23 protein-coding genes and 7 tRNA genes are annotated in these 23977 nt (G+C 72.0%); 17 read left to right on the forward strand and 13 right to left on the reverse strand.

The genetic code is table 11. From position 1 onward, the window contains the following. Positions 1-18 precede the first annotated feature (18 nt). Positions 19-1290: a serine/threonine-protein kinase gene (locus tag DVH02_RS08660; RefSeq protein ID WP_199566209.1), complete on the reverse strand. Its 1272-nt coding sequence runs from the start codon at positions 1288-1290 to the stop codon at positions 19-21. 582 nt (positions 1291-1872) lie between these two features. On the opposite strand from DVH02_RS08660, the gene DVH02_RS08665 reads away from it, so the two are divergent. Next, the gene (locus DVH02_RS08665) at positions 1873-2079 is read left to right on the forward strand and encodes a hypothetical protein (protein ID WP_114623137.1); all 207 of its coding nucleotides are present in this window, start codon (positions 1873-1875) and stop codon (positions 2077-2079) included. 195 nt (positions 2080-2274) lie between these two features. Here the strand turns inward: DVH02_RS08665 and DVH02_RS08670 are convergent. From DVH02_RS08670 to DVH02_RS08690, 5 genes are all read right to left on the reverse strand, one after another. Beyond that, positions 2275-2346, reverse strand: a tRNA-Val gene (locus DVH02_RS08670). A gap of 36 nt (positions 2347-2382) precedes the next feature. Then, positions 2383-2454, reverse strand: a tRNA-Val gene (locus tag DVH02_RS08675). Between the two features lie 19 nt (positions 2455-2473). Next, positions 2474-2545, reverse strand: a tRNA-Val gene (locus DVH02_RS08680). Between the two features lie 4 nt (positions 2546-2549). Beyond that, positions 2550-2620 (reverse strand) — tRNA-Cys (locus tag DVH02_RS08685). A gap of 37 nt (positions 2621-2657) precedes the next feature. Next, positions 2658-2730: transfer RNA gene (locus DVH02_RS08690), tRNA-Gly, on the reverse strand. A 157-nt stretch (positions 2731-2887) separates the two neighbouring features. Here DVH02_RS08690 and DVH02_RS08695 point away from each other — a divergent pair. The 3 genes from DVH02_RS08695 to DVH02_RS08705 all read left to right on the forward strand — a co-directional run bounded on the left by DVH02_RS08695 (position 2888) and on the right by DVH02_RS08705 (position 5708). Beyond that, positions 2888-3985 (forward strand): chorismate-binding protein, encoded by a 1098-nt coding sequence (locus DVH02_RS08695; protein ID WP_114623139.1) that lies wholly within the window; start codon positions 2888-2890, stop codon positions 3983-3985. Continuing rightward, the gene (locus DVH02_RS08700) at positions 3982-4803 is read left to right on the forward strand and encodes an aminotransferase class IV (protein WP_114623141.1); all 822 of its coding nucleotides are present in this window, start codon (positions 3982-3984) and stop codon (positions 4801-4803) included. Before DVH02_RS08695 ends, DVH02_RS08700 begins: the two co-directional genes overlap by 4 nt. 65 nt (positions 4804-4868) lie before the next feature. Further along, positions 4869-5708 (forward strand): GNAT family N-acetyltransferase, encoded by an 840-nt coding sequence (locus tag DVH02_RS08705; RefSeq protein WP_114623143.1) that lies wholly within the window; start codon positions 4869-4871, stop codon positions 5706-5708. A 68-nt stretch (positions 5709-5776) separates the two neighbouring features. On the opposite strand, the gene DVH02_RS08710 is transcribed toward DVH02_RS08705, so the two are convergent. Next, positions 5777-6301 (reverse strand): DsbA family protein, encoded by a 525-nt coding sequence (locus DVH02_RS08710; protein WP_114623145.1) that lies wholly within the window; start codon positions 6299-6301, stop codon positions 5777-5779. A gap of 200 nt (positions 6302-6501) precedes the next feature. Between DVH02_RS08710 and DVH02_RS08715 the strand changes: the two genes are divergently transcribed. Both DVH02_RS08715 and DVH02_RS35070 read left to right on the forward strand, forming a co-directional pair. Beyond that, complete coding sequence (locus DVH02_RS08715) at positions 6502-6954, forward strand: hypothetical protein (RefSeq protein ID WP_114623196.1); 453 nt, start codon at positions 6502-6504, stop codon at positions 6952-6954. A 161-nt stretch (positions 6955-7115) separates the two neighbouring features. After that, entirely contained in the window at positions 7116-7283 is a 168-nt protein-coding gene (locus DVH02_RS35070; protein ID WP_158575851.1) for a hypothetical protein, read from the forward strand. Between the two features lie 145 nt (positions 7284-7428). Here DVH02_RS35070 and DVH02_RS08720 read toward each other — a convergent pair whose 3' ends face one another. Together DVH02_RS08720 and DVH02_RS08725 are read right to left on the reverse strand one after the other, a co-directional pair. Then, entirely contained in the window at positions 7429-7989 is a 561-nt protein-coding gene (locus DVH02_RS08720) for a CGNR zinc finger domain-containing protein (RefSeq protein WP_114623147.1), read from the reverse strand. A 215-nt stretch (positions 7990-8204) separates the two neighbouring features. Then, positions 8205-8618, reverse strand: a complete 414-nt coding sequence (locus DVH02_RS08725) for an SsgA family sporulation/cell division regulator (protein ID WP_003959770.1) — start codon at positions 8616-8618, stop codon at positions 8205-8207. A 335-nt stretch (positions 8619-8953) separates the two neighbouring features. Here DVH02_RS08725 and DVH02_RS08730 point away from each other — a divergent pair. Together DVH02_RS08730 and DVH02_RS08735 are read left to right on the forward strand one after the other, a co-directional pair. Beyond that, positions 8954-9025: transfer RNA gene (locus DVH02_RS08730), tRNA-Val, on the forward strand. 145 nt (positions 9026-9170) lie between these two features. After that, positions 9171-9242 (forward strand) — tRNA-Val (locus tag DVH02_RS08735). Positions 9243-9295: 53 nt separating this feature from the next. On the opposite strand, the gene DVH02_RS08740 is transcribed toward DVH02_RS08735, so the two are convergent. Next, a complete protein-coding gene (locus tag DVH02_RS08740; RefSeq protein ID WP_114623149.1) occupies positions 9296-10042 on the reverse strand; it encodes a 3'-5' exonuclease family protein in 747 nt (248 codons plus the stop codon). A gap of 223 nt (positions 10043-10265) precedes the next feature. On the opposite strand from DVH02_RS08740, the gene thrS reads away from it, so the two are divergent. Further along, positions 10266-12245, forward strand: coding sequence for a threonine--tRNA ligase (gene thrS, locus DVH02_RS08745; RefSeq protein ID WP_114623151.1), 1980 nt, complete (start codon positions 10266-10268; stop codon positions 12243-12245). Positions 12246-12284: 39 nt separating this feature from the next. Here thrS and DVH02_RS08750 read toward each other — a convergent pair whose 3' ends face one another. After that, on the reverse strand, positions 12285-13004 hold the full coding sequence (locus DVH02_RS08750; RefSeq protein WP_114623153.1) for a potassium channel family protein: 720 nt from the start codon (positions 13002-13004) through the stop codon (positions 12285-12287). A gap of 65 nt (positions 13005-13069) precedes the next feature. Here DVH02_RS08750 and DVH02_RS08755 point away from each other — a divergent pair, with 65 nt between their 5' ends. Then, a complete protein-coding gene (locus DVH02_RS08755) occupies positions 13070-13633 on the forward strand; it encodes an HIT family protein (RefSeq protein ID WP_114623155.1) in 564 nt (187 codons plus the stop codon). A 58-nt stretch (positions 13634-13691) separates the two neighbouring features. On the opposite strand, the gene DVH02_RS08760 is transcribed toward DVH02_RS08755, so the two are convergent. Together DVH02_RS08760 and DVH02_RS08765 are read right to left on the reverse strand one after the other, a co-directional pair. Continuing rightward, positions 13692-15347, reverse strand: a complete 1656-nt coding sequence (locus DVH02_RS08760; protein WP_114623157.1) for a hypothetical protein — start codon at positions 15345-15347, stop codon at positions 13692-13694. Positions 15348-15575: 228 nt separating this feature from the next. Then, entirely contained in the window at positions 15576-17798 is a 2223-nt protein-coding gene (locus DVH02_RS08765; protein ID WP_114623159.1) for an elongation factor G-like protein EF-G2, read from the reverse strand. Positions 17799-18066: 268 nt separating this feature from the next. On the opposite strand from DVH02_RS08765, the gene pgsA reads away from it, so the two are divergent. From pgsA to DVH02_RS08800, 7 genes are all read left to right on the forward strand, one after another. After that, the gene (pgsA, locus tag DVH02_RS08770) at positions 18067-18780 is read left to right on the forward strand and encodes a phosphatidylinositol phosphate synthase (RefSeq protein WP_114623161.1); all 714 of its coding nucleotides are present in this window, start codon (positions 18067-18069) and stop codon (positions 18778-18780) included. Further along, positions 18777-19751 carry a phosphatidylinositol mannoside acyltransferase gene (locus DVH02_RS08775; protein ID WP_114623163.1) on the forward strand — a complete coding sequence of 325 codons (975 nt, stop codon included), beginning with the start codon at positions 18777-18779 and terminating at the stop codon, positions 19749-19751. The genes pgsA and DVH02_RS08775 overlap by 4 nt, the downstream gene beginning before the upstream one ends. Beyond that, a complete protein-coding gene (locus DVH02_RS08780) occupies positions 19748-20899 on the forward strand; it encodes a glycosyltransferase family 4 protein (protein ID WP_114623165.1) in 1152 nt (383 codons plus the stop codon). Before DVH02_RS08775 ends, DVH02_RS08780 begins: the two co-directional genes overlap by 4 nt. Positions 20900-20985: 86 nt before the next feature. Then, the gene (locus tag DVH02_RS08785) at positions 20986-21531 is read left to right on the forward strand and encodes a LemA family protein (RefSeq protein ID WP_114623167.1); all 546 of its coding nucleotides are present in this window, start codon (positions 20986-20988) and stop codon (positions 21529-21531) included. 112 nt (positions 21532-21643) lie between these two features. Beyond that, positions 21644-22561, forward strand: a complete 918-nt coding sequence (gene pdxS / locus DVH02_RS08790; protein ID WP_114623169.1) for a pyridoxal 5'-phosphate synthase lyase subunit PdxS — start codon at positions 21644-21646, stop codon at positions 22559-22561. A gap of 6 nt (positions 22562-22567) precedes the next feature. Next, positions 22568-23158, forward strand: coding sequence for a pyridoxal 5'-phosphate synthase glutaminase subunit PdxT (gene pdxT, locus DVH02_RS08795; RefSeq protein WP_114623171.1), 591 nt, complete (start codon positions 22568-22570; stop codon positions 23156-23158). A 63-nt stretch (positions 23159-23221) separates the two neighbouring features. Continuing rightward, positions 23222-23974, forward strand: coding sequence for a YebC/PmpR family DNA-binding transcriptional regulator (locus DVH02_RS08800; protein WP_114623173.1), 753 nt, complete (start codon positions 23222-23224; stop codon positions 23972-23974). Positions 23975-23977: the final 3 nt, after the last annotated feature.

A 23977-nucleotide genomic window follows, 5' to 3' on the forward strand; every position in this document is an offset into this window, starting at 1 on the left:
CCCGTACCGCCGAGGCGTTCAGAGCTGCTGTGCGGCGGCGATCCCGAGCGCCACGATGAGCGTCACGACGACGAAGACGATGAGCCGCTGCCGCAGCAGCCGCGGATTGGCGGGGCGCAGCTTCCCCGGGGTGGTGCGCGGGCCCGGCTTCGGCCGGCCGCCCGTCCGCGCGGCGTCGCGGGACCGTGGGGGGCGGGAGCCGCCGGTGCGCGGCGACCCGCCTCCGGTACGGGACGAGGAGCCGGTCCCCGGCCGCATCCGGCCCGGCCGGGGACCGGGTCCCGGCCCGCCCGCCGTGCCCGGCGTACGGCCCGGGGAGCCGGGGCCGCCGACCGTGCGCGCCGCGTCGCGTGCGGTGTCGCGTACCGCGTCGCGCTCCGTGTACCGCTCGGTGAGCCGCCCCGTGGAGATCTCCTGCCCGCCGCGGGTCCGCTGCGCGGGCGGCCGGCTGTCGATCAGGCCCTGGGCCTCCCGGGCGGCGATCTCCTTGAGCCGCATCGACAGCTGGAGCGTGCTGGGACGGTCCTCGGGGTCCTTGGCGAGGCAGGCCCGTACGAGCGGCGCCAGCGCGTCGGGCATCCCGTACAGCTGCGCCTCCTCGTGGACCACCCGGTAGAGCATGACCTCGGAACTGCCGTGCCCGAACGGCGAGTCGGCGGTCGCCGCGTACGCCAGCGTGGCGCCGAGCGAGAACACGTCCGTGGCGGGGGTGACCGCGACCCCGCGTACCTGTTCCGGGGCGAGGAAGCCGGGCGACCCGACCGCCGTGCCGACATGGGTCAGGGTGCTCGCGCCGGTCGCCCAGGCGATGCCGAAGTCGATGATGCGCGGGCCCTTGGGGGAGAGCAGGATGTTGGACGGTTTGAGATCGCGGTGCACCACCCCGGCCTCGTGCACCGCCACCAGCCCCTCGGAGAGCGCCGCGCCGACCGAGGCGACCTCGGCGGCCGACAGCGGCCCCTCTTCGTTCACCTTGTCGTGCAGCGAGGGCCCCGGCACGTACTGGGTGGCGAACCACGGCCGGTCCGCGTCGAGATCGGCGGCCACCAGCCGCGCCGTACAGCCGCCGCGGATGCGGCGCGCGGCCGAGACCTCGCGGGCGAACCGGGACCGGAACTCCTGGTCCTCGGCGAGATCGGGACGGATCACCTTCAGGGCCACCCGCTGGCCACGCCGGTCCGAGCCCAGATAGACGACGCCCATCCCGCCCGCGCCCAGCCGCCGGTGGAGCCTGAACGAACCGACGACACGCGGGTCCTCCCGCCGGAGCCGCATCATCGCCATGTCCATCCCCGCTGCCCGGTCGTCCGTGTGCCGTGGCACAGCTTACGTACCCGGGCCCCGGTGCGCTCATAGGCCGCGCCCTCGCGAACGGACCGATTCTCCGGGCCGGGCAGCAAACTTGAGGAGTGGTCAGGGTGAACGGCTCCGCCCGCGGCCGGACTCCGGCCTGATCCCAAAGCTCCCTCGCCGATGGGGGATTGGTCGATGGGGGGTCACCCGGAGACAGCGGCCCGGCCCGGCGCCGCCCCGGCGCGCACCCGTACTCCCGGCGCCGTCCCGGCAGGTCAACGGGGGCAGGGCGGCCACCTGCCGGTGATACGGAAGTGAGCGAAGTCACCCGTGACCGGCTCGCGGCCGGTCCCCTCCCGCGCGCTCTCCGGGAAGACCCTCAGACCCCCGGGGCCCGGCTCTCCACCCAGGGGAGTACGCCGCCCCCGCGCGCTCATCCTCCGGGAGGCCCGGCAATGGGTACGCGGGCATGACGACCAGGTGTCGTCCCGTCCCTAGTGTTGAGGTCAAGCGGCGAGTGCAGCACTCGTCCCCCGAGGTCAGACACTCGCCGCTGTCGGACATGACAGGAGAGGGACCATGGCGGAGACGGCATCGCGAGCAGCGATCCGCGCCCAGGGACGCAAGGCGATCGCCGCTTTCGGCGCTCCCCGGCCCGGGACGCGCCACCCGCTGGTGGCGACGGCCATGGTCCTTCCCCTCGCGGCCCTGCTGGTCGTCGTCTTCGGCGGCTGGGAAGCGGTGGTCACACAGGCGTCGTCCGTGGGCGTGATGCTGGGGCGCTGAACATGGCGCCCCGGACCCGGGAGAGCGGCCCGGGTCGGGGACATCCGGCCAACAACCCCGTGGGGACGGGGGTGCGGCGGACGGCAGCGTTTGGCCGGTCAGCTGGGGAGCTGACCGGCCATCGCGCTGTCCGGGTACGGTGCCCGCACCACGGAAAAGCCCCCGGTCACCGAAGCGACCGGGGGCTTGAGGCAGTGCGCGATACTGGGATTGAACCAGTGACCTCTTCCGTGTCAGGGAAGCGCTCTCCCGCTGAGCTAATCGCGCGGGTGGGACCCGCGTTTTCCGCGTACTCGTACTGCGTGCGCGATACTGGGATTGAACCAGTGACCTCTTCCGTGTCAGGGAAGCGCTCTCCCGCTGAGCTAATCGCGCGGGAACCTCTGGGGTCCAGTGGACGATACTGGGATTGAACCAGTGACCTCTTCCGTGTCAGGGAAGCGCTCTCCCGCTGAGCTAATCGTCCGCAGAGGTGGAGACGGGATTTGAACCCGTGTAGACGGCTTTGCAGGCCGTTGCCTCGCCTCTCGGCCACTCCACCAGGAGTGCGGGGGCCGGGAAGATATCCCCCACAATCGAGCGGACGACCAGGTTCGAACTGGCGACCTCAACCTTGGCAAGGTTGCGCTCTACCAACTGAGCTACGTCCGCATATCGTTTCCGGCCGTCTGTGGCGGCCCTGGCGACGTGTTGAACTCTAGCGGATTCCGGGGCCAGCACAAAAACGCGTTTCCGCAGCGTGCTGCGGTGCGTTCGCCGTCCGTTCGGCGCGACGCGGTGGACAGGGGTCTGTTCTAGACTCGCAAACGTGTACGACTTGCCTGCGCTGGCCCGCTTCGGCGGCCTCGTCGCCTCCGGTCTGCGGGATGTCACCCATGATCCCGAGGCGCTCGGCTCCGCCGGGTTCTGGGCCGTCGCCGCGGACTTCGAGGGCCGTCTGACCTGCGCCCGCTTCGAGGACGTACGCACCGAGCCGGTCCCGGCGCCCGTGCCGGGCCGCTGGGTGGGGCCAGGACCGGGGGAGTGGACCTCCTCGCTCGACCGCGCCGCCTACACCGAGGGGGTACGGCGGATCCGCGCGTACATCGCCTCCGGCGACGTCTACCAGGTCAACCTCTGCCGGGTGCTCTCCGCGCCGCTGCCCGACCCCGACCCCGCCGCCACCGACGTCGACGCCCTGACCGCGCTGCTCGCCCTGGGCAACCCGGCGCCGTACGCGGGGACGATCCGGCTGCCCGCGCACGGCGTGGAGATCGCCACCGCCTCTCCCGAGCTGTATCTGCGCCGCACGGGCCGCACCGTCGAGTCGGGGCCGATCAAGGGCACCGCCCGCACCGCCGGGGAGCTGCTGGCCAAGGACCACGCGGAGAACGTGATGATCGTGGACCTGGTCCGCAACGACCTCGGCCGGGTCTGCGCCCCCGGGACCGTCACCGTCCCCGCGCTCTGCGCCCTGGAACCGCACCCCGGCCTGGTCCACCTCGTCTCGACGGTACGGGGCGAACTCGACGCCGCCTCCGGCTGGCCGGAGCTGCTGAGCGCGACGTTCCCGCCCGGCTCGGTCACCGGCGCCCCCAAGGCCAGCGCTTTGACGATCATCGAGGAGCTGGAGACCGCGCCGCGCGGCCCCTACTGCGGCGGCCTCGGCTGGGTCGACGCCGACCGGGGCACGGCCGAACTCGCCGTCGGCATCCGTACGTTCTGGATCGACCGCACCACACCCGCCCGCCCCCTGCTGCGCTTCGGCGCCGGCGCCGGTATCACCTGGGGCTCCGACCCGGAGGGGGAGTGGCGGGAGACCGAACTGAAGGCGTCCAGGCTGCTGGCGATCGCGTCGGCGGCGCACGGGACGCCCGGCCGGGAACCGGCGGAAGCCCGGTCGGTGAACGGAGGGATCACGCGATGAGAATCTGGGTCGACGGCGGACTGCGCACGGCCGAGACCGCCCTGGTCTCCGTGCTCGACCACGGGCTGACCGTGGGCGACGGCGTCTTCGAGACGGTCAAGGCCGTACGGGGACGGCCCTTCGCCCTCACCCGCCACCTGGACCGGCTGGCCCGCTCCGCCCGCGGCCTCGGCCTGGCCGAGCCGGATGCCGACGAGATACGGCGGGCCTGCGCGGCCGTCCTCGACGCCAACCCGGCGGACCTGGCCCGGCTGCGGATCACCTTCACCGGCGGGCTCTCCCCGCTCGGCTCCGACCGCGGCGACGCACCACCCACCCTCGTCGTCGCCCTCGGCGCCACCACCCGCCGCCCCGACAGCACGGCCGCCGTCACCGTCCCCTGGCCCCGCAACGAGCGCGGCGCGATGACCGGGATCAAGACCACCTCGTACGCGGAGAACGTCGTCGCGCTCGCCCGCGCGACCGGACAAGGCGCCACCGAGGCGCTGTTCGCCAACACCGTCGGCGCGCTCTGCGAGGGCACCGGCTCCAACGTCTTCGTCGTCCTCGACGGCGAACTCCACACCCCGCCGCTCGCCTCCGGCTGCCTCGCCGGCATCACCCGCGCCCTGGTCACCGAGTGGAGCGGCGCCCGCGAGACCGAGCTGCCGTTCGACATCCTGGACCGCGCCGACGAGATCTTCCTGACCTCGACCCTGCGCGACGTCCAGGCCGTCCACCGGATGGACGGGCGCGCGCTGCCGACCGCCCCCGGCCCCGTCACCGCCAAGACCATGCGCGTCTTCGACGAGCGTTCCGGCGCCGCCCGCGACCCGTAAACCGGCGCCGCCCGCGACCCGTAAAACGGATGACCGGGCGCCGCGTCGCGGGTACAACTCCTCTGATGACCACCACCCTGCGGCCCACGGGACCGCTTCAGCAGACCGCCGACGGCGGAAAGTCACGTTCCTACGAGGTCTGCGTGAACAGCCGCCCCGTCGGCGCGCTGGACATAGCCACCGACGCCGCCTTCGGCCACCGGGCCGGGATCCTCCAGGGGCTGCGCGTCGCGGAGCCCGACCGGCGCAGGGGCCGCGCCACCGTCGCCGTACTCGCCGCCGAGGAGGTGCTGCGCGACTGGGGCTGCGAACAGGCGCTGGCCTCCGTGGAGCCCGGCGCGAGCGGCGCGACGCGCCTGCTGGCATCCCTCGGCTACACCGAGCGCAGCCGCACCATGGACAAGGAGCTGGCGCCCGAACCGCCGTCCCTCCCCGAGGGCGTCGAGGCCCGTCCCATGAGCGACGCCGAGTACGCGACCTGGCTGGCGGACGGCATCGACGCCTTCGCCCGCGAGTGGATCGACCGCGGCACCCCGCCCGGGACCGCCCGCGCCAAGTCGGAGCGCAGCCACCGGGAGAACCTCCCCGACGGCCTGGCCACCCCCGGCGTCACGTTCCGCGTCCTCGTCCACGACGGAAGCGCCGTCGGCCATCTCTGGGTGTCGCGTCACGAGGTCCGTCCCGGCCGCTGGGGCTCGTACGTGTACGACGTGGCCGTGACCGAGGAGATGCGCGGCAGGGGGTTCGGGCGCGCCCTCATGCTGCTCGCCGAGCAAGTCGCCCACGCGTCCGGCTCGGACCTGCTCGGGCTGCACGTCTTCACGGACAACACCCCCGCGGTCCGGCTCTACGAGTCGCTCCGGTACGTCACGGTCCACCGCAACTTCGTCAAACGGCTGCTCTGACCCGCTCCGGCCGCGCCCTGGGCTGGGCCCTGTCTCCATAGTCCCACTCGCCTCGCGGGCGGGCGGGACTACTTCGAAGACGGGGCCCGGCCCAGCAGCCGGTCCACGACGGCCTCGACGCGCTCGCGCAGCCCTTCCTGGCTCTTGCCGCCGTCGAACCGCTCGCCGTCGATCACATAGGTCGGGGTGCCGGTCACGCCGATGGCCTTGCCCTCGGCCTGATCGGCGTCGACGGTCAGGAAGTGCCGGCCGTCGATCAGGGCGGTGTCGAACTCCTCGGCGTCCAGGCCCAGAGCGCGCGCCGTCTCGACGAGGAACGGCTCGCCCCTGGCGGCGAGTTCCTCGGTGGAGGCCAGGACGGCCTCCACGTACGGCCATCCCGCGCCCTGCTCGGCCGCCTCCTCGGCGGCCTGCGCGGCGGCGTAGGCGTGCCGGTGCTTCTCCAGCGGGAAGTGGCGCAGCCGCGGTTCGAGCAGGTCGCCGTAGCGGGCGCGCAGCGCGCGTACGTCGTCCAGGGCGGTGCGGCAGTCGGGGCACTGGAGTTCGCACCAGACGTCGAGGACGACGGGGCGCGTGGTGGTGGAGTCGCTCATGGGACCAGTCTCCCAGGACGGCGGCCCCCGGATGCCCCCTGCTCCGCCGCGCGGACCGGGACCTGGGGAGGACCCCGTCCCCGAGATCTCCCCCAGATCCGCCCGCCACGGCCCCGCACCGTGGCCCCGACGGGGTGGTCAGGTGCAGGATGGAGGGGAAGATGTGTTCGGCCGATGACGCGCTCTGCCTGGAGGACCTGATGATTGCCGAGACCATGTGCGCAGCGGTGTCAGCAGCGGGCCTGGGTATCGCCGCCATCACCGCGTACCGCAAGCGTTTCCTCGCCGCCACCAGGATCGCGGCGTACGCGCTGGTCCCGGTCGGGCTGGTGATGGTGGGCGCGGTGAAGTGGCTCGCCAACACGGCCTTCAGCCCGACGGCCTGGGCGGGGTTCGCGGTCCTCGGGGTGGCCTGGCTGCTCTTCATGACGACGCGCGCGGTGGAGCGGCGCGGCGGTGGCTCGCGCAAGGAGCGCAAGGCGGCCGCCAGGGCGGCGCGGGAGGGCGGTGGCCCGGTCGAGCCCGCGGCCTCCGGGCCCGCGCTCGGTGCCGGCGCCCGGCCGGTGGCGCGGCCCGAGGGCAAGCCGCGCGAGGAGCGTCCCGGGGACGACTTCAGCGACATCGAGGCCATTCTGAAGAAGCACGGGATCTGATCCCGGCGCTCCGGGGGACGGGCGGTGCCCGTGTTCCGGAGGTGCGGCAGCATCCCAGGTCAGCCCTGATTCGGCTGGCTTTCCGGGATCCAAACCACGGGAAATGATGAACTCCGGGGCTGATCGCCCTGGTTGGTCGGGAGCGGCCTTCGGGGTGCGCCATGATCGGCTCCGAGATGTTCGAGACCTCCCAGGGGGAGACCCCCGCACCCACCGAGGAGCCGCGCGGCTGTTTGTACGCGCTCTCCCAGCCGCCGTTGATGATCTTCCTGACCGTGATCGGTGCCCTGCTGCTGATGGCGGCGCTGCACGATCTGTTCCTGCTGTGACGGCCCCGCGTCCGCGTACCGGCCCCGCGTCTGCGTACCGGCCCCGCGTACCGGCCCCGGGCGTACGGGATCCGGGCATACCGGATCCGGACGTGCGGGTCCCGCGTACCGGCCCCCGGGCCGGGCGAGAGCCACAGGAGAGGCCCTAACCGCCCGCTTCCTTGCGGCGTGCCCGGTACGCGGCCACATGCAGCCGGTTGCCGCAGGTGCGGCTGGAGCAGTAGCGGCGGGAGCGGTTGCGCGACAGATCGACGAACGCGTGCCCGCAGTCCGGGGCCTCGCAGCGCCGCAGCCGCTCCTGCTCGCCCGCCACGACCATGAAGGCCAGCGCCATGCCGCAGTCGGCCGCGAGGTGGTCGGCGACGGAGGCACCCGGCGCGAAGTAGTGGACGTGCCAGTCGTAGCCGTCGTGGTCGGTGAGCTGCGGAGTCGTCCCCGCGCCCGCCACCAGCCGGTTGATCAGGTCGGCTGCCGCCCGCGGGTCAGCTGTCGCGAAGACCTCCGTGAAGCGGTCGCGCACGTCCAGCAGGGCCCGCAGATCCCGCGCGCCCAGCTCCCGCACCCCGCTGATGTTGTGGTCCCGTACGAAGTCGTACAGCGCCTCGACACCCGCGAGCCGGTCGGTCGCGCCGCCGGCCTCCGGCGCGGTGTTGACCAGATCGACGACGGTGTCGAGGGCGATCCGGGTGTCGTGTGGAATCAGCACGGTCCGCTCCCTGGACTGCCCACGGGCCGGTGCCCGCAGAATCCCGCCGACTTTAGCCGCTGGCCGGGCGGCGGGGGTCCGCCGTGCCGGGGCGGAACGCGCCGTCGCCGTCGCCGCGGTGGGTCCGCGGTGACGGCGACGGTGTCCTCCGTATGCGATTGTCCGCGCGGCGCCGTCTCCCCGAGTCGGACGGCGCCGTGCAGTCTCTGCCTGGCTCAGCTCTCGGCCAGGATGTGCGACAGCTCCGTGTCGAGATCGAAGTGACGATGCTCGGTGCCTGGTGGCACCGCGGCGTCGGTCCGCTTGAGGAACGACTCCAGGGCCCGCGCCGGGGCCTCCAGCAGAGCTTCGCCCTCCGGTGAACTGAGGGCGATGCAGACGACGCCCTGACCGTGGCTGCGGGACGGCCAGACCCGGACGTCGCCGGTGCCGGTGGGCCGGTGCAGCCCCTCGGCGAGCAGGTCGCGGGCGAAGACCCACTCGACCGTCTCTTCGGCTCCCGTGTGGAAGGTGGCGTGCACGGCGTAGGGGTCGGCCGTGTCATACCGGAGGCCCGCGGGTACAGGCAGTGAGGACTCGCTCGATACAACGAGGCGCAGGTGCAGCTCGCAGCTGACCGTGGTGTTCATAAGCGCCAGGGCCTTTCGCTCAGTGTGCGCTCGGGGATTCGCACGTCGGCGAAATCGAGATGCCACCTACGGTGCCGTTGTAAACCCCTCTGTCTGTTTTGTGGCCCTTCGGGTAACTCGTATGGCGGTGTGTTACTTCGGGTTGTACCGCCATTGAGGTGATGCGGCGGAACGTCGCGTTCCGCGCCTGTCGTCCGCCCGCGGTCCGCCCGCCGTCCGCGCGTCTTCCATCCATCCGCGCCGGGTCGCCGAGCGCGGGTCCCCGCGGGTGACCGGCCGGTGACCGGCGGGTGACGGGGTACCCGCTGACATGGGGTAACGTATGCGGTGCGTCCGGGCGATTAGCTCAGTGGGAGAGCGCTTCGTTCACACCGAAGAGGTCACTGGTTCGAACCCAGTATCGCCCACCCGGACCGGGGCCCCGAAGACCTACCGACAGGTTTTCGGGGCCCCGCCCGTTGCGCCGTTCGTTCCCCGTCTCCCGCCCGGGTGTTCCGCCCGGGAACGGGTTTGAAGGAAACGTGCCGGGGCCTGTATGGTTCAGGCGTTCCCGGGCGATTAGCTCAGTGGGAGAGCGCTTCGTTCACACCGAAGAGGTCACTGGTTCGAACCCAGTATCGCCCACCCGGGAGAGGCCGGTCCGTCGTCGACGGACCGGCTTTCGTGTGTTCCGGCCGTCAGGCCGCCGCCGCGGAGCGCGGTGGCCGCAGCGGCCACGCGGCCGCCTCGGGTCCGCTCTCCGCGGGCCGCGAGAACCAGGACTGCTGCCCGCGCGCCAGCTCCGCGTGCCAGCGGGTCTGGAGCCCGTGCAGCTCCCGCGCGCTGAGCCGCTCCAGCCGCGCGGAGAACCTGCGGCCGACCGCGCGCACCACCTCCAGGGCCGCCAGCGCAGACAGCGCCGTCGGCTCGACGCCGTCCACATCGTCCGGGCCCGCCGCCTCGGCCTTGTAGTGGTCCCGCAGGTCCCGGAGGGCGCGCGGGCCCTTGCGGTAGCGGTCCAGCTGCCCGTCGAGGACCCGCGGGTCCAGCACGCACAGCGGGGCCCCCTCCAGGTGTGCGGGGAGGGACGAGGCCCGGTGGCGGCGCAGCTCGCGGTCGAGGAGCGTCAGACCGAACGGCGCGTCCATCACCACGAGCGGACGGCCCGACGCGCACTGTCTGCCGAGCGCTCCCGCCATCTCCGCCATCACGGGGGCCGGCCAGCGCCCGTTGCGGTGCAGCAGGTCCTCGGTGAGGCCGTGCGCGGCGATGGCCGCCTCGGGCACCGGCACCCCCGGGTCCACCAGCCAGCGCGTCACCCGGGGCCGCGCCCCCGCCGTCTCCTGCACGACCAGGGCGCCCGAGAGGATCCGGTCCTCCTCGACGTCCGTCCCCGTCGCCCCGGTCCCGAACGCGGCCAGCGGCCCTTCGAACCAACACGTCATCCGCGAACTCCTCGTGCGTCGGCGGCAGATGGCGCTCCCCCTGCCCGAATCGGTGCTACCCGGACAGGTCGTACGGTATGCGTCGTTTACGGTGGAGTACGCCCCGTGTGTGACGTCCCGGCGGCCGGACGCCGGGAAACCGTTTCGCGAGCGGTCCCGCGGGCTCGGTACGATTCAGCACGCGCAGTATCCGCTGTCGCGCCCCGTAGGTCAGGAGAGACCGGTGTCAGACGTCCGTGTGATCATCCAACGCGATTCCGAGCGGGAAGAGCGCGTGGTGACGACGGGCACTACGGCGGCCGACCTCTTCCCCGGCGAGCGCACCGTCGTCGCCGCGCGCGTCGACGGCGAACTGCGGGACCTCGCGTACGGCGTCGCCGAGGGCGAGGTCGTCGAGCCCGTCGAGATCTCCTCCCCGGACGGCCTGGACATCCTGCGCCACTCCACCGCGCACGTCATGGCGCAGGCCGTGCAGGAGCTGCACCCCGAGGCCAAGCTGGGCATCGGCCCGCCGGTCAAGGACGGCTTCTACTACGACTTCGACGTGGCGACCCCCTTCACCCCCGATGACCTCAAGGCCATCGAGAAGAAGATGCAGGAGATCCAGAAGCGCGGACAGCGCTTCTCACGCCGCGTCGTCACGGACGAGGCGGCCCGCGAGGAGCTGGCCGACGAGCCGTACAAGCTGGAGCTGATCGGCCTCAAGGGATCCGCCTCGTCGGACGACGGCGCGGACGTCGAGGTGGGCGGCGGCGAGCTGACCATCTACGACAACCTCGACGCGAAGACCGGCGACCTGTGCTGGAAGGACCTCTGCCGGGGCCCGCACCTGCCCACCACCCGCAACATCCCGGCGTTCAAGCTGATGCGCAACGCCTCCGCCTACTGGCGCGGCAGCGAGAAGAACAAGCAGCTCCAGCGCGTCTACGGCACCGCCTGGCCCACCAAGGACGAGCTGAAGGCGCACCTGGAGTTCCTCGCCGAGGCCGAGAAGCGCGACCACCGCAAGCTCGGCAACGAGCTGGACCTCTTCTCCTTCCCCGAGGAGATCGGCTCGGGCCTCGCGGTCTTCCACCCCAAGGGCGGCATCATCCGCCGGGAGATGGAGACCTACTCGCGCCACCGCCACGAGGACGCCGACTACGAGTTCGTGAACACCCCGCACATCTCCAAGGAGGGGCTGTTCGAGACCTCGGGGCACCTGCCCAACTACGCCGAGGGGATGTTCCCGCCCCTGGAGTTCGACGGGCAGAACTACCGCCTCAAGGCGATGAACTGCCCCATGCACAACCTGATCTTCAAGGCGCGCGGCCGGTCCTACCGTGAGCTGCCCCTGCGGCTCTTCGAGTTCGGCACGGTCTACCGGTACGAGAAGTCCGGTGTCGTGCACGGTCTGACCCGTGCCCGCGGCTTCACCCAGGACGACTCGCACATCTACTGCACCAAGGAGCAGATGGCGGACGAGCTGGACTCGCTGCTCACCTTCGTACTGGATCTGCTGCGCGACTACGGTCTGACCGACTTCGAGCTGGAGCTGTCCACCCGCGACCCCGAGTCCGACAAGTTCATCGGCGAGGACGCGGAGTGGGAGGAGGCCACCGAGACGCTGCGCGAGGCCGCCCAGAAGCAGGGCCTTCCGCTGGTCCCCGACCCGGGCGGCGCCGCCTACTACGGCCCGAAGATCTCCGTACAGGCCCGCGACGCCATCGGCCGCTCCTGGCAGATGTCGACCATCCAGGTCGACTTCCAGCAGCCCAAGCGGTTCGGTCTGGAGTACACGGCGGCCGACGGCTCCAAGCAGCAGCCCGTCATGATCCACCGCGCGCTGTTCGGCTCCATCGAGCGGTTCTTCGCCGTGCTGCTCGAGCACTACGCGGGAGCCTTCCCGGTCTGGCTGGCGCCGGTCCAGGCCGTCGGCATCCCGATCGGTGACACGCACATCCCCTACCTCCAGGACTTCGCCGCCAAGGCCAGGAAGCAGGGGCTGCGGGTCGAGGTGGACGCGTCGTCGGACCGGATGCAGAAGAAGATCAGGAACCAGCAGAAGCAGAAGGTCCCCTTCATGATCATCGCGGGTGACGAGGACATGGCCAACGGCGCCGTCTCCTTCCGCTACCGCGACGGCTCGCAGGAGAACGGCATCCCGGTCGACGACGCCGTCGCGAAGATCGCGAAGGCCGTCGAGGACCGCGTCCAGGTCTGACGGGCCCGCCGCCGTGGGACCTCGCGGTCCCACGGGCGCTCAGGGCCTGCGCGAAGGGGTTCCCGGGGAGTTCTCGCTCCCCGGGGACCCCTTCCCGGTGTCCGGGGCCCGCTCCTGGTCCTCCCGGCCGAAGACCTGGATCAGCCAGGACGAGAACGAACCCGTCACCGCCCCGAGCAGCGCCAGCCCGCAGATCATCAGCGCCACCGCGAACGTCCTCCCCCACGGCGTCACCGGCGTCACGTCCCCGTAGCCGACGGTGGTGATCGCCGAGCAGGCCCACCAGACGGAGTCGCCGAAGGTACGGATGGTGGCGCCCGGCGCGTCCCGCTCCTGCTGGAGTACGGCGAGGGCGGCGGCGAAGGTGAGCAGCGCGGCCGTCACCCCGGCGTACGCCATCACCCGCCCGTAGAGACTGAGCCGGGGGCGACCGCGCCGCCGTTGCAGGGCCACGTAGGTGTTGACGATCCGCAGCGGGCGCAGCAGCGGCAGCACCAGGACGATCGTGTCCAGCCAGTGCGTCCGTACGAAGCGGGGGCCTTGCCCGCTCAGCAGCAGCCGCACGCCGTAGTCCACCGTGAAGAGGGTCCAGATCAGCAGCAGCCAGGCCAGCGCGACGTCGTGCCATACGGGGTCGGCGCGGTGGACCAGCACGAGGACCGCGTAGCAGGCGAGGAACAGGGGCGAGGCGATGAGCAGCGGCAGCTCCAGGCGCCGCTCCCACGCACGCTGCCGGGCGGGGCCGTTGCGGACATGCATCGCCCCAGCATCGTGGTGGGGCACCGGGACCGGGCCGCCGACACGCTCCGGGGGAGGCAAGTCATATGCTGCTCAGCATGACGAGTGAGCCGGAGCAGCAGATCGGAGTGGGCACCCAGGACGCGTTCCAGCGCCTGTGGACGCCTCACCGGATGGCCTACATCCAGGGCGAGAACAAGCCCACCGGGCCGGGCGAGGGCGACGGCTGTCCCTTCTGCTCCATCCCGGCCAAGTCCGACGAGGACGGACTGGTCATCGCCCGCGGCGAGCGGGTGTACGCGGTGCTGAACCTGTACCCGTACAACGGCGGGCACCTCATGGTCGTGCCCTTCCGGCACGTCGCCGACTACACGGAGCTGGACGACGCGGAGACCGCCGAGCTGGGGCTGCTGACCAAGCACGCCATGACCGCGCTCCGCAAGGCGTCCGGGGCGCACGGCTTCAACATCGGGATGAACCAGGGCTCGGTGGCGGGTGCCGGTATCGCCGCGCATCTGCACCAGCACGTGGTGCCGCGCTGGGGCGGCGACACCAACTTCATGCCGGTCGTGGGCCATACGAAGGTGCTGCCGCAACTCCTCGCGGACACCCGCGCGATGCTCGCCGACGCCTGGCCGCACCAGCCGTGACAGCCGGTCGGTGCGGCGGCGGCAGCGGTCACCGCCGCCGCCGCCCGCGCGTCGCGCGCTACGCGTCGTAGGCGTCGATCTTCTTCGGTGAGGGGTCCTGCACGGCTCCTATCAGCGAGGACGAGCGGCTGCTGAAGCCGGCCGTGCTCACCCCGTGCTCGTCCAGCACCCGCATGGCCGCGTTGTGCGCGACCCGCAGCACCGGGGTGGCCGCCCGCATCGCGTCGTCGGCCATGAAGCGGTGACGCCAGGGCTGCTCGGCCCAGGCGTGCCGCATACCGAACGGCTCGGGCAGCGACATCTTGCCGCCGAGGAAGTCGAGGATCGGCGGATACCAGGTGAAGGGCGCGCGCACCGCGAGCCGGACCGCCTCGCGGGGCTCCACCAGCGGCAGATTCCGGGAAGTGGTCTCCCAGAAACGGACCGTCTTGGCGCGCGTGACGCTCTTGGGCGAGGGCTTCGAGAAGAACAACGAGTGCACCGGCCCCAGGGCGTAGCCCGAGACCTCGATGCGCAGCGTCTCGTGCAGCACGGTCACCGAGATCATCATCGTGATGACCAACTGGCTGTCCCAGAGCGTGAACTGCACCCCGAGATAGTGGCGGTTACCGCTTCCGAACTGCTGGTGGTTGCAGATCCGCTGGATCTCGTGGCTCTTGACCTGGTACGCCTCGACCTCCGCGCCGTCCGGCCGCGAGACGGACCCGGCGCCCTCACCGACCGGTACGACGATCCAGTGCTTGACCGAAGGGGTCGGGAACCCACCGGAGTTGAGCGGGCCGCGCTCCAGCAGCTTCATCTGGTCGTGGATCGCCCGTATCACGTCATAGCTGCGGAACTGGTGGATCTCCTTGCCGGGGTCCTTGGGGATCAGCTCCTCGGCGAGCTGCCAGCTGCCCCAGCGCGTCCCCATGCCCAATATGCCCTTGGGACCCGCGTAGAAGACCACATTGGACTGCTGCTCGGCGCTGAGCTTCTCCAGACCGAGGCGCAGCTCCTCACGGGTCGAGTCGCCGGGATTGCCCGGGACCGCCTCGGGGATCTTGGCGCCGGTGCCGCCGCCCGAGAGCAGGGAGTTCCAGCGGTCGCGCAGATCCTGTGCCGCCGCCTCGCAGGTGCGCTTGGCGAGCCACCAGCCGATGACCGGGACGACGATCATCCCGCGCAGATACCAGTTCAGCACTCCGTGGAGCGGCAGCTTGATCAGCATGAGCACCGCCAGCACGGCGACCGCCGCCAGCAGCGCCGTGCCGATCGCGCCGGCCCGCCGGTCCTTCGCCCCGGCCAGCGTGCGGCGCAGCTGGAACACGCCGAGCCAGACCAGCAGCCCCGGCAGGAAGAGCACCCCGGCCACCAGCGTCACCACCGTGAGTCGGGTGTCCCGCTCCTTGCGGATGTGGATCGCCGCCAGACAGTGCTCGACGACCGTCTGCGGCGCCATCCCGAAGGACTGGATGAGGGCGCCCCGGCCGCCGCCCAGCGTCCGCAGCTGCACGGCGCGGGAGAACGCCTCGCCGAGATTCGGCTCGAAGAGGCTGAACTTCCCCTTCGAGACCGTCGATTTGTGCCAGTCGTTGTCGGCCTTGAGGATCTCCTCCATCGGGCTGTCCCGATACGCCGCCGAGGCGAGGGCCTGAGTGGCCGCCGTCTGCCCCGCCGAACCCTGGAGCGGGATCTGCGCCCCCGGGCTGAAGTCGAATACGTCGTTGGCCACTTGCCGCCCCCTCACCGCACGGTTCCGCTGCCGCGGTCACTTCCCGGCCCGCGTGCCCCGCACACCTACCGGAGCTGGGCACCCCAGAGTAACCGTGCGATGCCGTCCGCGTCAGGGGAGTCGGCGGGTCTACGCCACATGTCCACGACCTGTGCCCCGGAGCCGCCCGGAATCGGGAGGGCGCCCGGGGCGGCCCGGCCGACCAGGCGTTATCCCCTCAGGATCCGGTCAGGCGCCGATACGTTGATCACCCTGGCGCCGCTCCACCGGCAGCCGCTCCGCCACCCCTCGCGGCATCGGTTCGTGACGCGCGTACGAACGGCCGAACCGCCCGGTGCCGTGCGAGACGGACCGCAGATCCACCGCGTACCGGCCGATCTCCAGCTCCGGCACCTCGGCCCTGACCAAGGTCCGTCCCGCCCCGGCCTGTTCGGTGCCCACCACCCGGCCGCGCCGTACCGACAGATCGCTCATCACCGGCCCCACGAACTCGTCGGGGACCAGGACCCGCACCTCGGCGACCGGCTCCAGCAGGTCGATCCGCGCCCCGTCGGCGGCCTCGCGCAGGGCCAGGGCGCCCGCCGTCTGGAACGCGGCGTCCGAGGAGTCCACCGAGTGCGCCTTGCCGTCGCGCAGCGTGACCCGGATGTCGACCAGCGGATGGCCCGCCGCGACCCCGCGCGCCGCCTGGGCCCGTACGCCCTTCTCGACGGACGCCACGAACTGGCGTGGCACGGAACCTCCCACCACCCGGTCCACGAACTCGATGCCCGCCCCGGCGGGCAGCGGCTCCACCTCGATCTCGCAGATCGCGAACTGGCCGTGCCCGCCGGACTGCTTCACCTGCCGGCCGCGCCCCCGCGACGGCTCCGCGAACGTCTCGCGCAGCGCCACCCGGTACGGCACGGCGTCGACCCGGACCCCGTACCGGCCGCGCAGCCGGTCCAGCGCGACGTCGCGGTGCGCCTCGCCCAGACACCACAGCACCAACTGACGCGTGTCCGGGTTCTGTTCGAGCCGCATCGCCGGATCCTCGGCGACCAGCCGGGCCAGCCCCTGCGAGAGCCGGTCCTCGTCCGCCTTGCCGTGTGCCTCCACCGCGAGCGGCAGCAGCGGCTCCGGCATGGTCCACGGCTCCACCAGGAGCGGATCGTCCGCCCCCGACAGGGTGTCCCCGGTATCCGCGCCGACCAGCTTCCCGACACAGGCGAGATCGCCCGCGACACAGTGCGCCAGCACCCGCTGCCGCTTGCCGAACGGCGAGGAAAGGGCGCCGATCCGCACCTCGGCGTCGTGGTCCTCGTGCCCTCGCCCGGCCGGCCCGTGTCCCGACACGTGCACCGTCTCGTCCGGCCGCAGCGTGCCCGAGAAGACCCGGACGAGCGAGATCCTGCCGACATACGGGTCGGAGGCCGTCTTGACGACCTCGGCGACCAGCGGACCGCGCGGGTCGCAGCTGATCGCCGGACGCGCGGAGCCGTCCGGCGCGGTGACGGCGGGCGCCGGGCGCTCCAGCGGATTCGGGAAGCCGCCGGTGATCAGGTCGAGCAGCTCCGCCGTGCCCAGCCCCTCCCGGCCCCCGGGCGCGGCGGGCGCCGCCGCCAGCACCGGATGGAAGGCGCCGCGCGTCACGGCCTTCTCCAGATCCTGGACCAGCGTCTTGAGATCAACGTCCTCGCCGCCCAGATAGCGGTCCATCAGGGTCTCGTCCTCGCTCTCGGCGATGATCCCCTCGATCAGCCGGCCGCGCGCCTCGGCCAGCAGCGGCAGCCTGCCCGGGTCCGGCGGCTCCTCCCGGCGCTCCCCGCCCGAGTAGTCGTACATCCTGCCGCTGAGCAGTCCCGCGAGACCGGTGGCCGGAGCGTGCCCGTCGGGCCCCTCCGGGCCCAGCACCGGCAGATACAGCGGCAGCACGGCGTCCGGATCGTCCCCGCCGAAGATCCGCCCGCAGACGGCGACCATCTCGTCGAAGCCGGTGCGCGCCGTGTCGAGATGCGTGATCACGATGGCCCGGGGCATGCCGACCGCCGCGCACTCCTCCCAGACCGCCCGCGCCGCGCCCGCCACGGCGCTCGCCTCCTGGGCCGCCGACACGACGAAGAGCGCCGCGTCCGCCGCCCGCAGCCCGGCCCGCAGCTCGCCGACGAAATCGGCGTACCCGGGGGTGTCCAGCAGATTGATCTTGCATCCGCCCCACTCCACCGGGACCAGCGAGAGCTGGACGGAGCGCCCCTGGCGGTGCTCGATCTCGTCGTAGTCCGAGACCGTCGCGCCATCCTCGACCCGGCCCGCCCTGCCCACCGCTCCCGCGGTCAGCGCGAGCGCCTCCACCAGCGTCGTCTTCCCCGCACCGCTGTGGCCCACCAGCACCACGTTCCGTACGGAGGCGGGCCGGTCGGCGGGCGCCGCCCGGCCGGCGGCCCCGGGATGTGCACGTGCCCTGTCGCCCATGACGTCCTGCCTCCCGCATCGTTTCCGCGGTGAGTGCCGCGGAGAGACGGGCCGACGGGGGAGCCGCGTACCCGGGGGCTCCGGCGATGCCCGCGGTGGTCCTTCGAGCTTCGGTCCTTCGAGCTTCGCACTCCGGTCACGGTGCGTCCATACGTCGGACGCGGCGGCATGGCACGGGTGCCCGGCGATGGCGTACGACAGTCGTGGCTACGATGGGCCAGCCGGTGGCCGTCGGGGCCGCGCGGCACCGCCGAACCTCGGGAAGGCCATGCTGAACAAGTACGCGCGTGCATTCTTCACGCGTGTCCTCACACCGTTCGCCGCGTTTCTGCTCCGCCGCGGAGTCAGTCCGGACGCGGTCACGCTCATCGGTACGGCCGGAGTGGTGGCGGGTGCGCTGGTCTTCTTCCCTCGCGGGGAGTTCTTCTGGGGCACCATCGTCATCACGGTCTTCGTCTTCTCCGACCTCGTCGACGGCAATATGGCCCGCCAGGCGGGCGTCACCAGCCGCTGGGGCGCCTTCCTCGACTCGACCCTCGACCGGGTCGCGGACGGCGCGATCTTCGCCGGCTTCGCGCTCTGGTACGCGGGCGACGGGGACAGCATCACCCTGTGCGCCGTGGCGATCTTCTGCCTCGCCAGCGGCCAGGTCGTCTCGTACACCAAGGCGCGCGGCGAGTCCATCGGGCTGCCTGTCGCGGTCAACGGCCTGATCGAGCGCGCGGAACGCCTCGTCATCTCGCTCGTCGCGGCCGGGCTCGCCGGACTGCACGCCTTCGGGGTCCCGGGCATCGGCGTCCTGCTGCCGATCGCCCTGTGGATCGTGGCGGCCGGCAGTGTCGTCACCCTCGGCCAGCGGGTCGTGACGGTACGGCGGGAATCCGCCGAGGCCGACGCCGAGGCCGCGGCCGACGCCGAGGCCGACCCGGGGCGCGGCCCGGGTTCCGGGAGCACCGCGCGGGGGAGTGGGACCACACCGTGAGCGCGCTGAGCGACCGGGCGACCGACACGCTGTACGGGATCGGCTGGAGCGCGGTCAGGAGGCTCCCGGAACCCGTGGCGGGGGCGCTCGGCCGCACCGTCGCCGACACCCTGTGGAAGCGGCGCGGCAAGAGCGTGCTGCGCCTGGAGTCCAACCTCGCGCGCGTGGCGCCGGACGCGGGGCCCGCGGAGCTGGCCGCGCTGTCCAAGGCCGGCATGCGCTCGTACACCCGCTACTGGATGGAGTCGTTCCGGCTGCCCTCCTGGAGCAGACAGCGCGTCGGCGACGGCGTGGACATCAAGGACATCGACCGGCTGTTCGACGGCGTCGCCAGCGGCCGGGGCGTCGTTCTCGCGCTGCCCCACATGGCCAACTGGGACCTCGCCGGAGCCTGGCTCACCCGGGCCAGGGACGTGCCCTTCACGACGGTCGCGGAACGGCTCAAGCCCGAGAAGCTCTACGACCGCTTCGTCGCCTACCGCGAGAGCCTCGGCATGGAGGTGGTCCCGCACACCGGCGGCTCGGCCTTCGGCCTCCTCGCGCGGCGGCTGCGCGCCGGGGGCCTGGTCTGCCTGGTCGCCGACCGCGATCTGTCCTCCTCCGGCGTCGAGGTCGACTTCTTCGGCGACCGCGCGAGGATGCCCGCGGGGCCCGCGCTGCTCGCCCAGCAGACCGGCGCGCTGCTGCTGCCCGCCGCGCTCTGGTTCGACGGCCCGACGATGATGCGCGGGCAGGTGTATCCGGCCATCGAGGTGCCCGGGACAGGCAGTCGCGCCGAGAAGACGTCGGTGATGACACAGGCGGTGGCCGACGCCTTCGCCACCGGAATCGCCGAGCACCCGGAGGACTGGCACATGCTGCAACGTCTGTGGCTCGCGGATCTCGAACCCGCCGCCGAACCCGCCGCCGAACCCGCCGCCGAACCCCCCGCCGCACCCGGCGCGACCGGACCGGGCGGGGGCCTCCGGTGAGGATCGGCATCGTCTGCCCGTACTCCTGGGACGTACCGGGCGGGGTCCAGTTCCACATCAGGGACCTCGCGGAGCACCTCATCCGGCTCGGCCACGAGGTCTCCGTCCTCGCCCCGGCGGACGACGAGACGCCCCTGCCGCCCTACGTCGTCTCGGCGGGCCGCGCGGTCCCCGTGCCGTACAACGGGTCCGTCGCGCGGCTCAACTTCGGCTTCCTGTCGGCCGCGCGGGTGCGGCGCTGGCTGCACGACGGCACCTTCGACGTCATCCACATCCACGAACCGGCCTCGCCATCCCTGGGGCTGCTCAGCTGCTGGGCCGCGCAGGGCCCCATCGTCGCGACCTTCCACACCTCCAACCCGCGCTCCCGCGCCATGATCGCCGCGTACCCCATCCTCCAGCCCGCGCTGGAGAAGATCAGCGCCCGGATCGCCGTGAGCGAGTACGCCCGCAGGACCCTGGTCGAACACCTCGGCGGTGACGCCGTGGTCATCCCCAACGGCGTCGACGTCGACTTCTTCGCCGACGCGGACGTCAACCCCGCCTGGCAGGGCGGCACCATCGGCTTCATCGGCCGCATCGACGAGCCGCGCAAGGGCCTGCCCGTCCTGATGAAGGCCCTCCCGAAGATCCTCGGCGTCCACCCCGGGGCCAGGCTGCTGGTCGCCGGGCGCGGCGACGAGAAGGAAGCGGTGGAGCGGCTGCCCGAGCAGATGCGCGGGCGCGTCGAGTTCCTCGGCATGATCAGCGACGAGGACAAGGCGCGGCTGCTGCGCAGCGTCGACCTGTACGTGGCCCCCAACACCGGCGGCGAGAGCTTCGGCATCATCCTGGTCGAAGCGCTCTCGGCGGGCGCGGCGGTGCTCGCCAGCGACCTCGACGCGTTCGCCCAGGTCCTCGACCACGGCTCCGCGGGCGAACTCTTCACCAACGAGGACGCGGACGCCCTCGCCGGCGCGGCGGTGCGGCTGCTCGGCGACCCGGACCGGCGCGCGGAGCTGCGCGCGCGCGGCAGCGCGCACGTGCGGCGCTTCGACTGGTCGACGGTGGGCGCGGACATTCTGGCCGTGTACGAGACGGTGACGGACGGCGCGGCGTCGGTGGCGACGGACGAACGAACCGGGCTGCGGGCGAGGTTCGGCCTCTGAGACGCGGCCAGGGAGCGGCCCCGGCCCCGCCGCCGACGTACCGCACCCGCACCCCCGCCGGACGGTGACCACGTAGCCTGCCCGTCGTGACCTCTACCCTCGTCTGGATCGTCGTCGCCGTCATCGCGATCGGGCTGTACCTCAGCTGGACCGCGGGACGGCTCGACCGACTGCATGCCCGTATCGACGCCGCCCGCGCTGCCCTCGACGCCCAGTTGCTGCGCCGCGCCTCCGTCGCGCAGGAGCTGGCCAGTTCCGGCGTGCTCGACCCGGCCGCCTCGATCGTGCTCTATCAGGCCGCCCACGCCGCACGGCAGGCCGAGGAGGAGCAGCGGGAGGTGGCCGAGAGCGAGCTGAGCCAGGCGCTGCGGGCGGTGTTCGGGGAGCCCGCGCAGGTGGAGGCGGTACAGGAGGCTCCGGGCGGCGAGGAGGCGGCCGGGGAACTCGCCGCGGCGGTACGCCGGGTGCCGATGGCGCGGCGGTTCCACAACGACGCCGTACGCGCGGCCCGCGCCCTGCGGCGGCACCGGATGGTGCGCTGGTTCCGGCTCGCGGGGCACGCGCCGTTCCCGCTCGCGTTCGAGATGGACGACGAGCCGCCCGTCGCGCTGGCGGACCGGCCCGGAACCTGAGCCACCGCGCGGAACGATCCACCGCCTGCGCATTGGCCCTTGCTGTGGACTGGTCGGAGGGAGTTCTCTGGTCGTGCAGAATCCCACCGTTTTCAGCCAGTGAGGTCGCTCCGTGTCCACCACGCTTCCCGCCCCCGCCACCGAACCCACCGCGACCGGCACCGCGCGCGTCAAGCGCGGCATGGCCGAGCAGCTGAAGGGCGGCGTGATCATGGACGTCGTCACGCCCGAGCAGGCGAAGATCGCCGAGGACGCGGGCGCGGTGGCCGTCATGGCGCTGGAGCGGGTGCCGGCCGATATCCGCAAGGACGGCGGCGTCGCCCGGATGTCCGACCCGGACATGATCGAGGGCATCATCGAGGCCGTCTCGATCCCGGTGATGGCCAAGTCGCGGATCGGCCACTTCGTGGAGGCGCAGGTCCTCCAGTCCCTCGGGGTCGACTACATCGACGAGTCGGAGGTGCTGACCCCGGCGGACGAGGTGAACCACTCGGACAAGTGGGCGTTCACCACGCCGTTCGTCTGTGGCGCCACCGGCCTCGGCGAGGCGCTGCGCCGGATCGGCGAGGGCGCGGCGATGATCCGCTCCAAGGGCGAGGCCGGTACGGGCAACGTGGTGGAGGCCGTACGGCATCTGCGGCAGATCAAGAACGAGATCGCGCGGCTGCGCGGGTTCGACCACAACGAGCTGTACGCGGCGGCCAAGGAGCTGCGGGCCCCCTACGAGATCGTCGAGGAGGTCGCGCGGCTGGGCAGGCTGCCGGTGGTGCTGTTCTCCGCGGGCGGTGTCGCCACCCCGGCCGACGCGGCGCTCATGCGTCAACTCGGCGCCGAGGGCGTCTTCGTCGGTTCGGGCATCTTCAAGTCAGGCGACCCGGCCAAGCGCGCGGCCGCGATCGTGAAGGCGACCACCTTCTACGACGACCCGAAGGTCGTCGCGGAGGCGTCCCGCAACCTCGGTGAGGCGATGGTCGGCATCAACTGCGACACCCTGCCCGAGGGCGAGCGCTACGCGAACCGTGGCTGGTAAGCGCCCATGACCGCACCGGTGATCGGGGTCCTGGCGCTCCAGGGCGACGTCCGGGAACATCTGGCGGCGCTGACGGCGGCGGGCGCCGAGGCCCGCCCCGTACGGCGGCCCGCGGAACTCGACGCCGTCGAGGGGCTGGTGATCCCGGGCGGCGAGTCCACCACCATGTCCAAGCTCGCCGTCCTCTTCGGGATGCTGGAGCCGCTGCGCACGCGCGTGCGCGGCGGGATGCCGGTGTACGGGACCTGCGCCGGACTGATCATGCTCGCCGAGAAGATCCTCGATCCGCGCTCGGGCCAGGAGACGGTCGGCGGGATCGACATGATCGTGCGCCGTAACGCCTTCGGCCGGCAGAACGAGTCCTTCGAGGCGGCCGTGGAGGTCGCCGGAGTCGGCGGGGGGCCGGTGGAGGGTGTCTTCATCAGGGCGCCCTGGGTCGAGTCGGTGGGCGCGGGCGTGGAGGTGCTCGCGGAGTACGGCGGCCATGTGGTCGCGGTACGGCAGGGCGGCGCGCTCGCCACGTCGTTCCACCCCGAACTCACGGGCGACCATCGTCTGCACCGGTTCTTCACCGACATGGTGCGCTCCGAACGGTGACCGCGTCCCGGTAGGATCGCAGCCGAAACGGAGCAGGATTGGTTACGCGAAGGAGACAGGCAGATGTCCGGCCACTCTAAATGGGCTACGACGAAGCACAAGAAGGCCGTGATCGACGCCAAGCGCGGCAAGCTCTTCGCGAAGCTGATCAAGAACATCGAGGTCGCGGCCCGCACCGGTGGGGCCGATGTCGAAGGCAACCCGACCCTTTTCGACGCCATCCAGAAGGCGAAGAAGAGTTCGGTGCCGAACAAGAACATCGACTCGGCCGTCAAGCGCGGTGCCGGTCTTGAGGCCGGTGGCGCCGACTACGAGACGATCATGTACGAGGGCTACGGTCCCAACGGCGTCGCGGTGCTCATCGAGTGCCTCACCGACAACCGCAACCGCGCCGCCTCCGACGTCCGCGTCGCCATGACCCGCAACGGCGGCTCGATGGCCGACCCGGGTTCCGTCTCCTACCTGTTCCACCGCAAGGGCGTCGTCATCGTCCCCAAGGGCGAGCTGGCCGAGGACGACGTCCTGGGCGCGGTGCTGGACGCCGGTGCCGAGGAGGTCAACGACCTCGGTGAGTCCTTCGAGGTGCTCAGCGAGGCCACCGACCTGGTCGCGGTCCGCACCGCCCTCCAGGAGGCGGGCATCGACTACGACTCGGCCGACGCCAACTTCGTACCGACCATGCAGGTCGAGCTGGACGAGGAGGGCGCGCGCAAGATCTTCAAGCTGATCGACGCCCTTGAGGACAGCGACGACGTGCAGAACGTCTTCGGCAACTTCGACGTCTCGGACGACGTCATGGAGAAGATCGACGCCTGACAC

Source organism: Streptomyces corynorhini, from assembly GCF_003346515.1.
Lineage (GTDB): Bacteria > Actinomycetota > Actinomycetes > Streptomycetales > Streptomycetaceae > Streptomyces > Streptomyces corynorhini.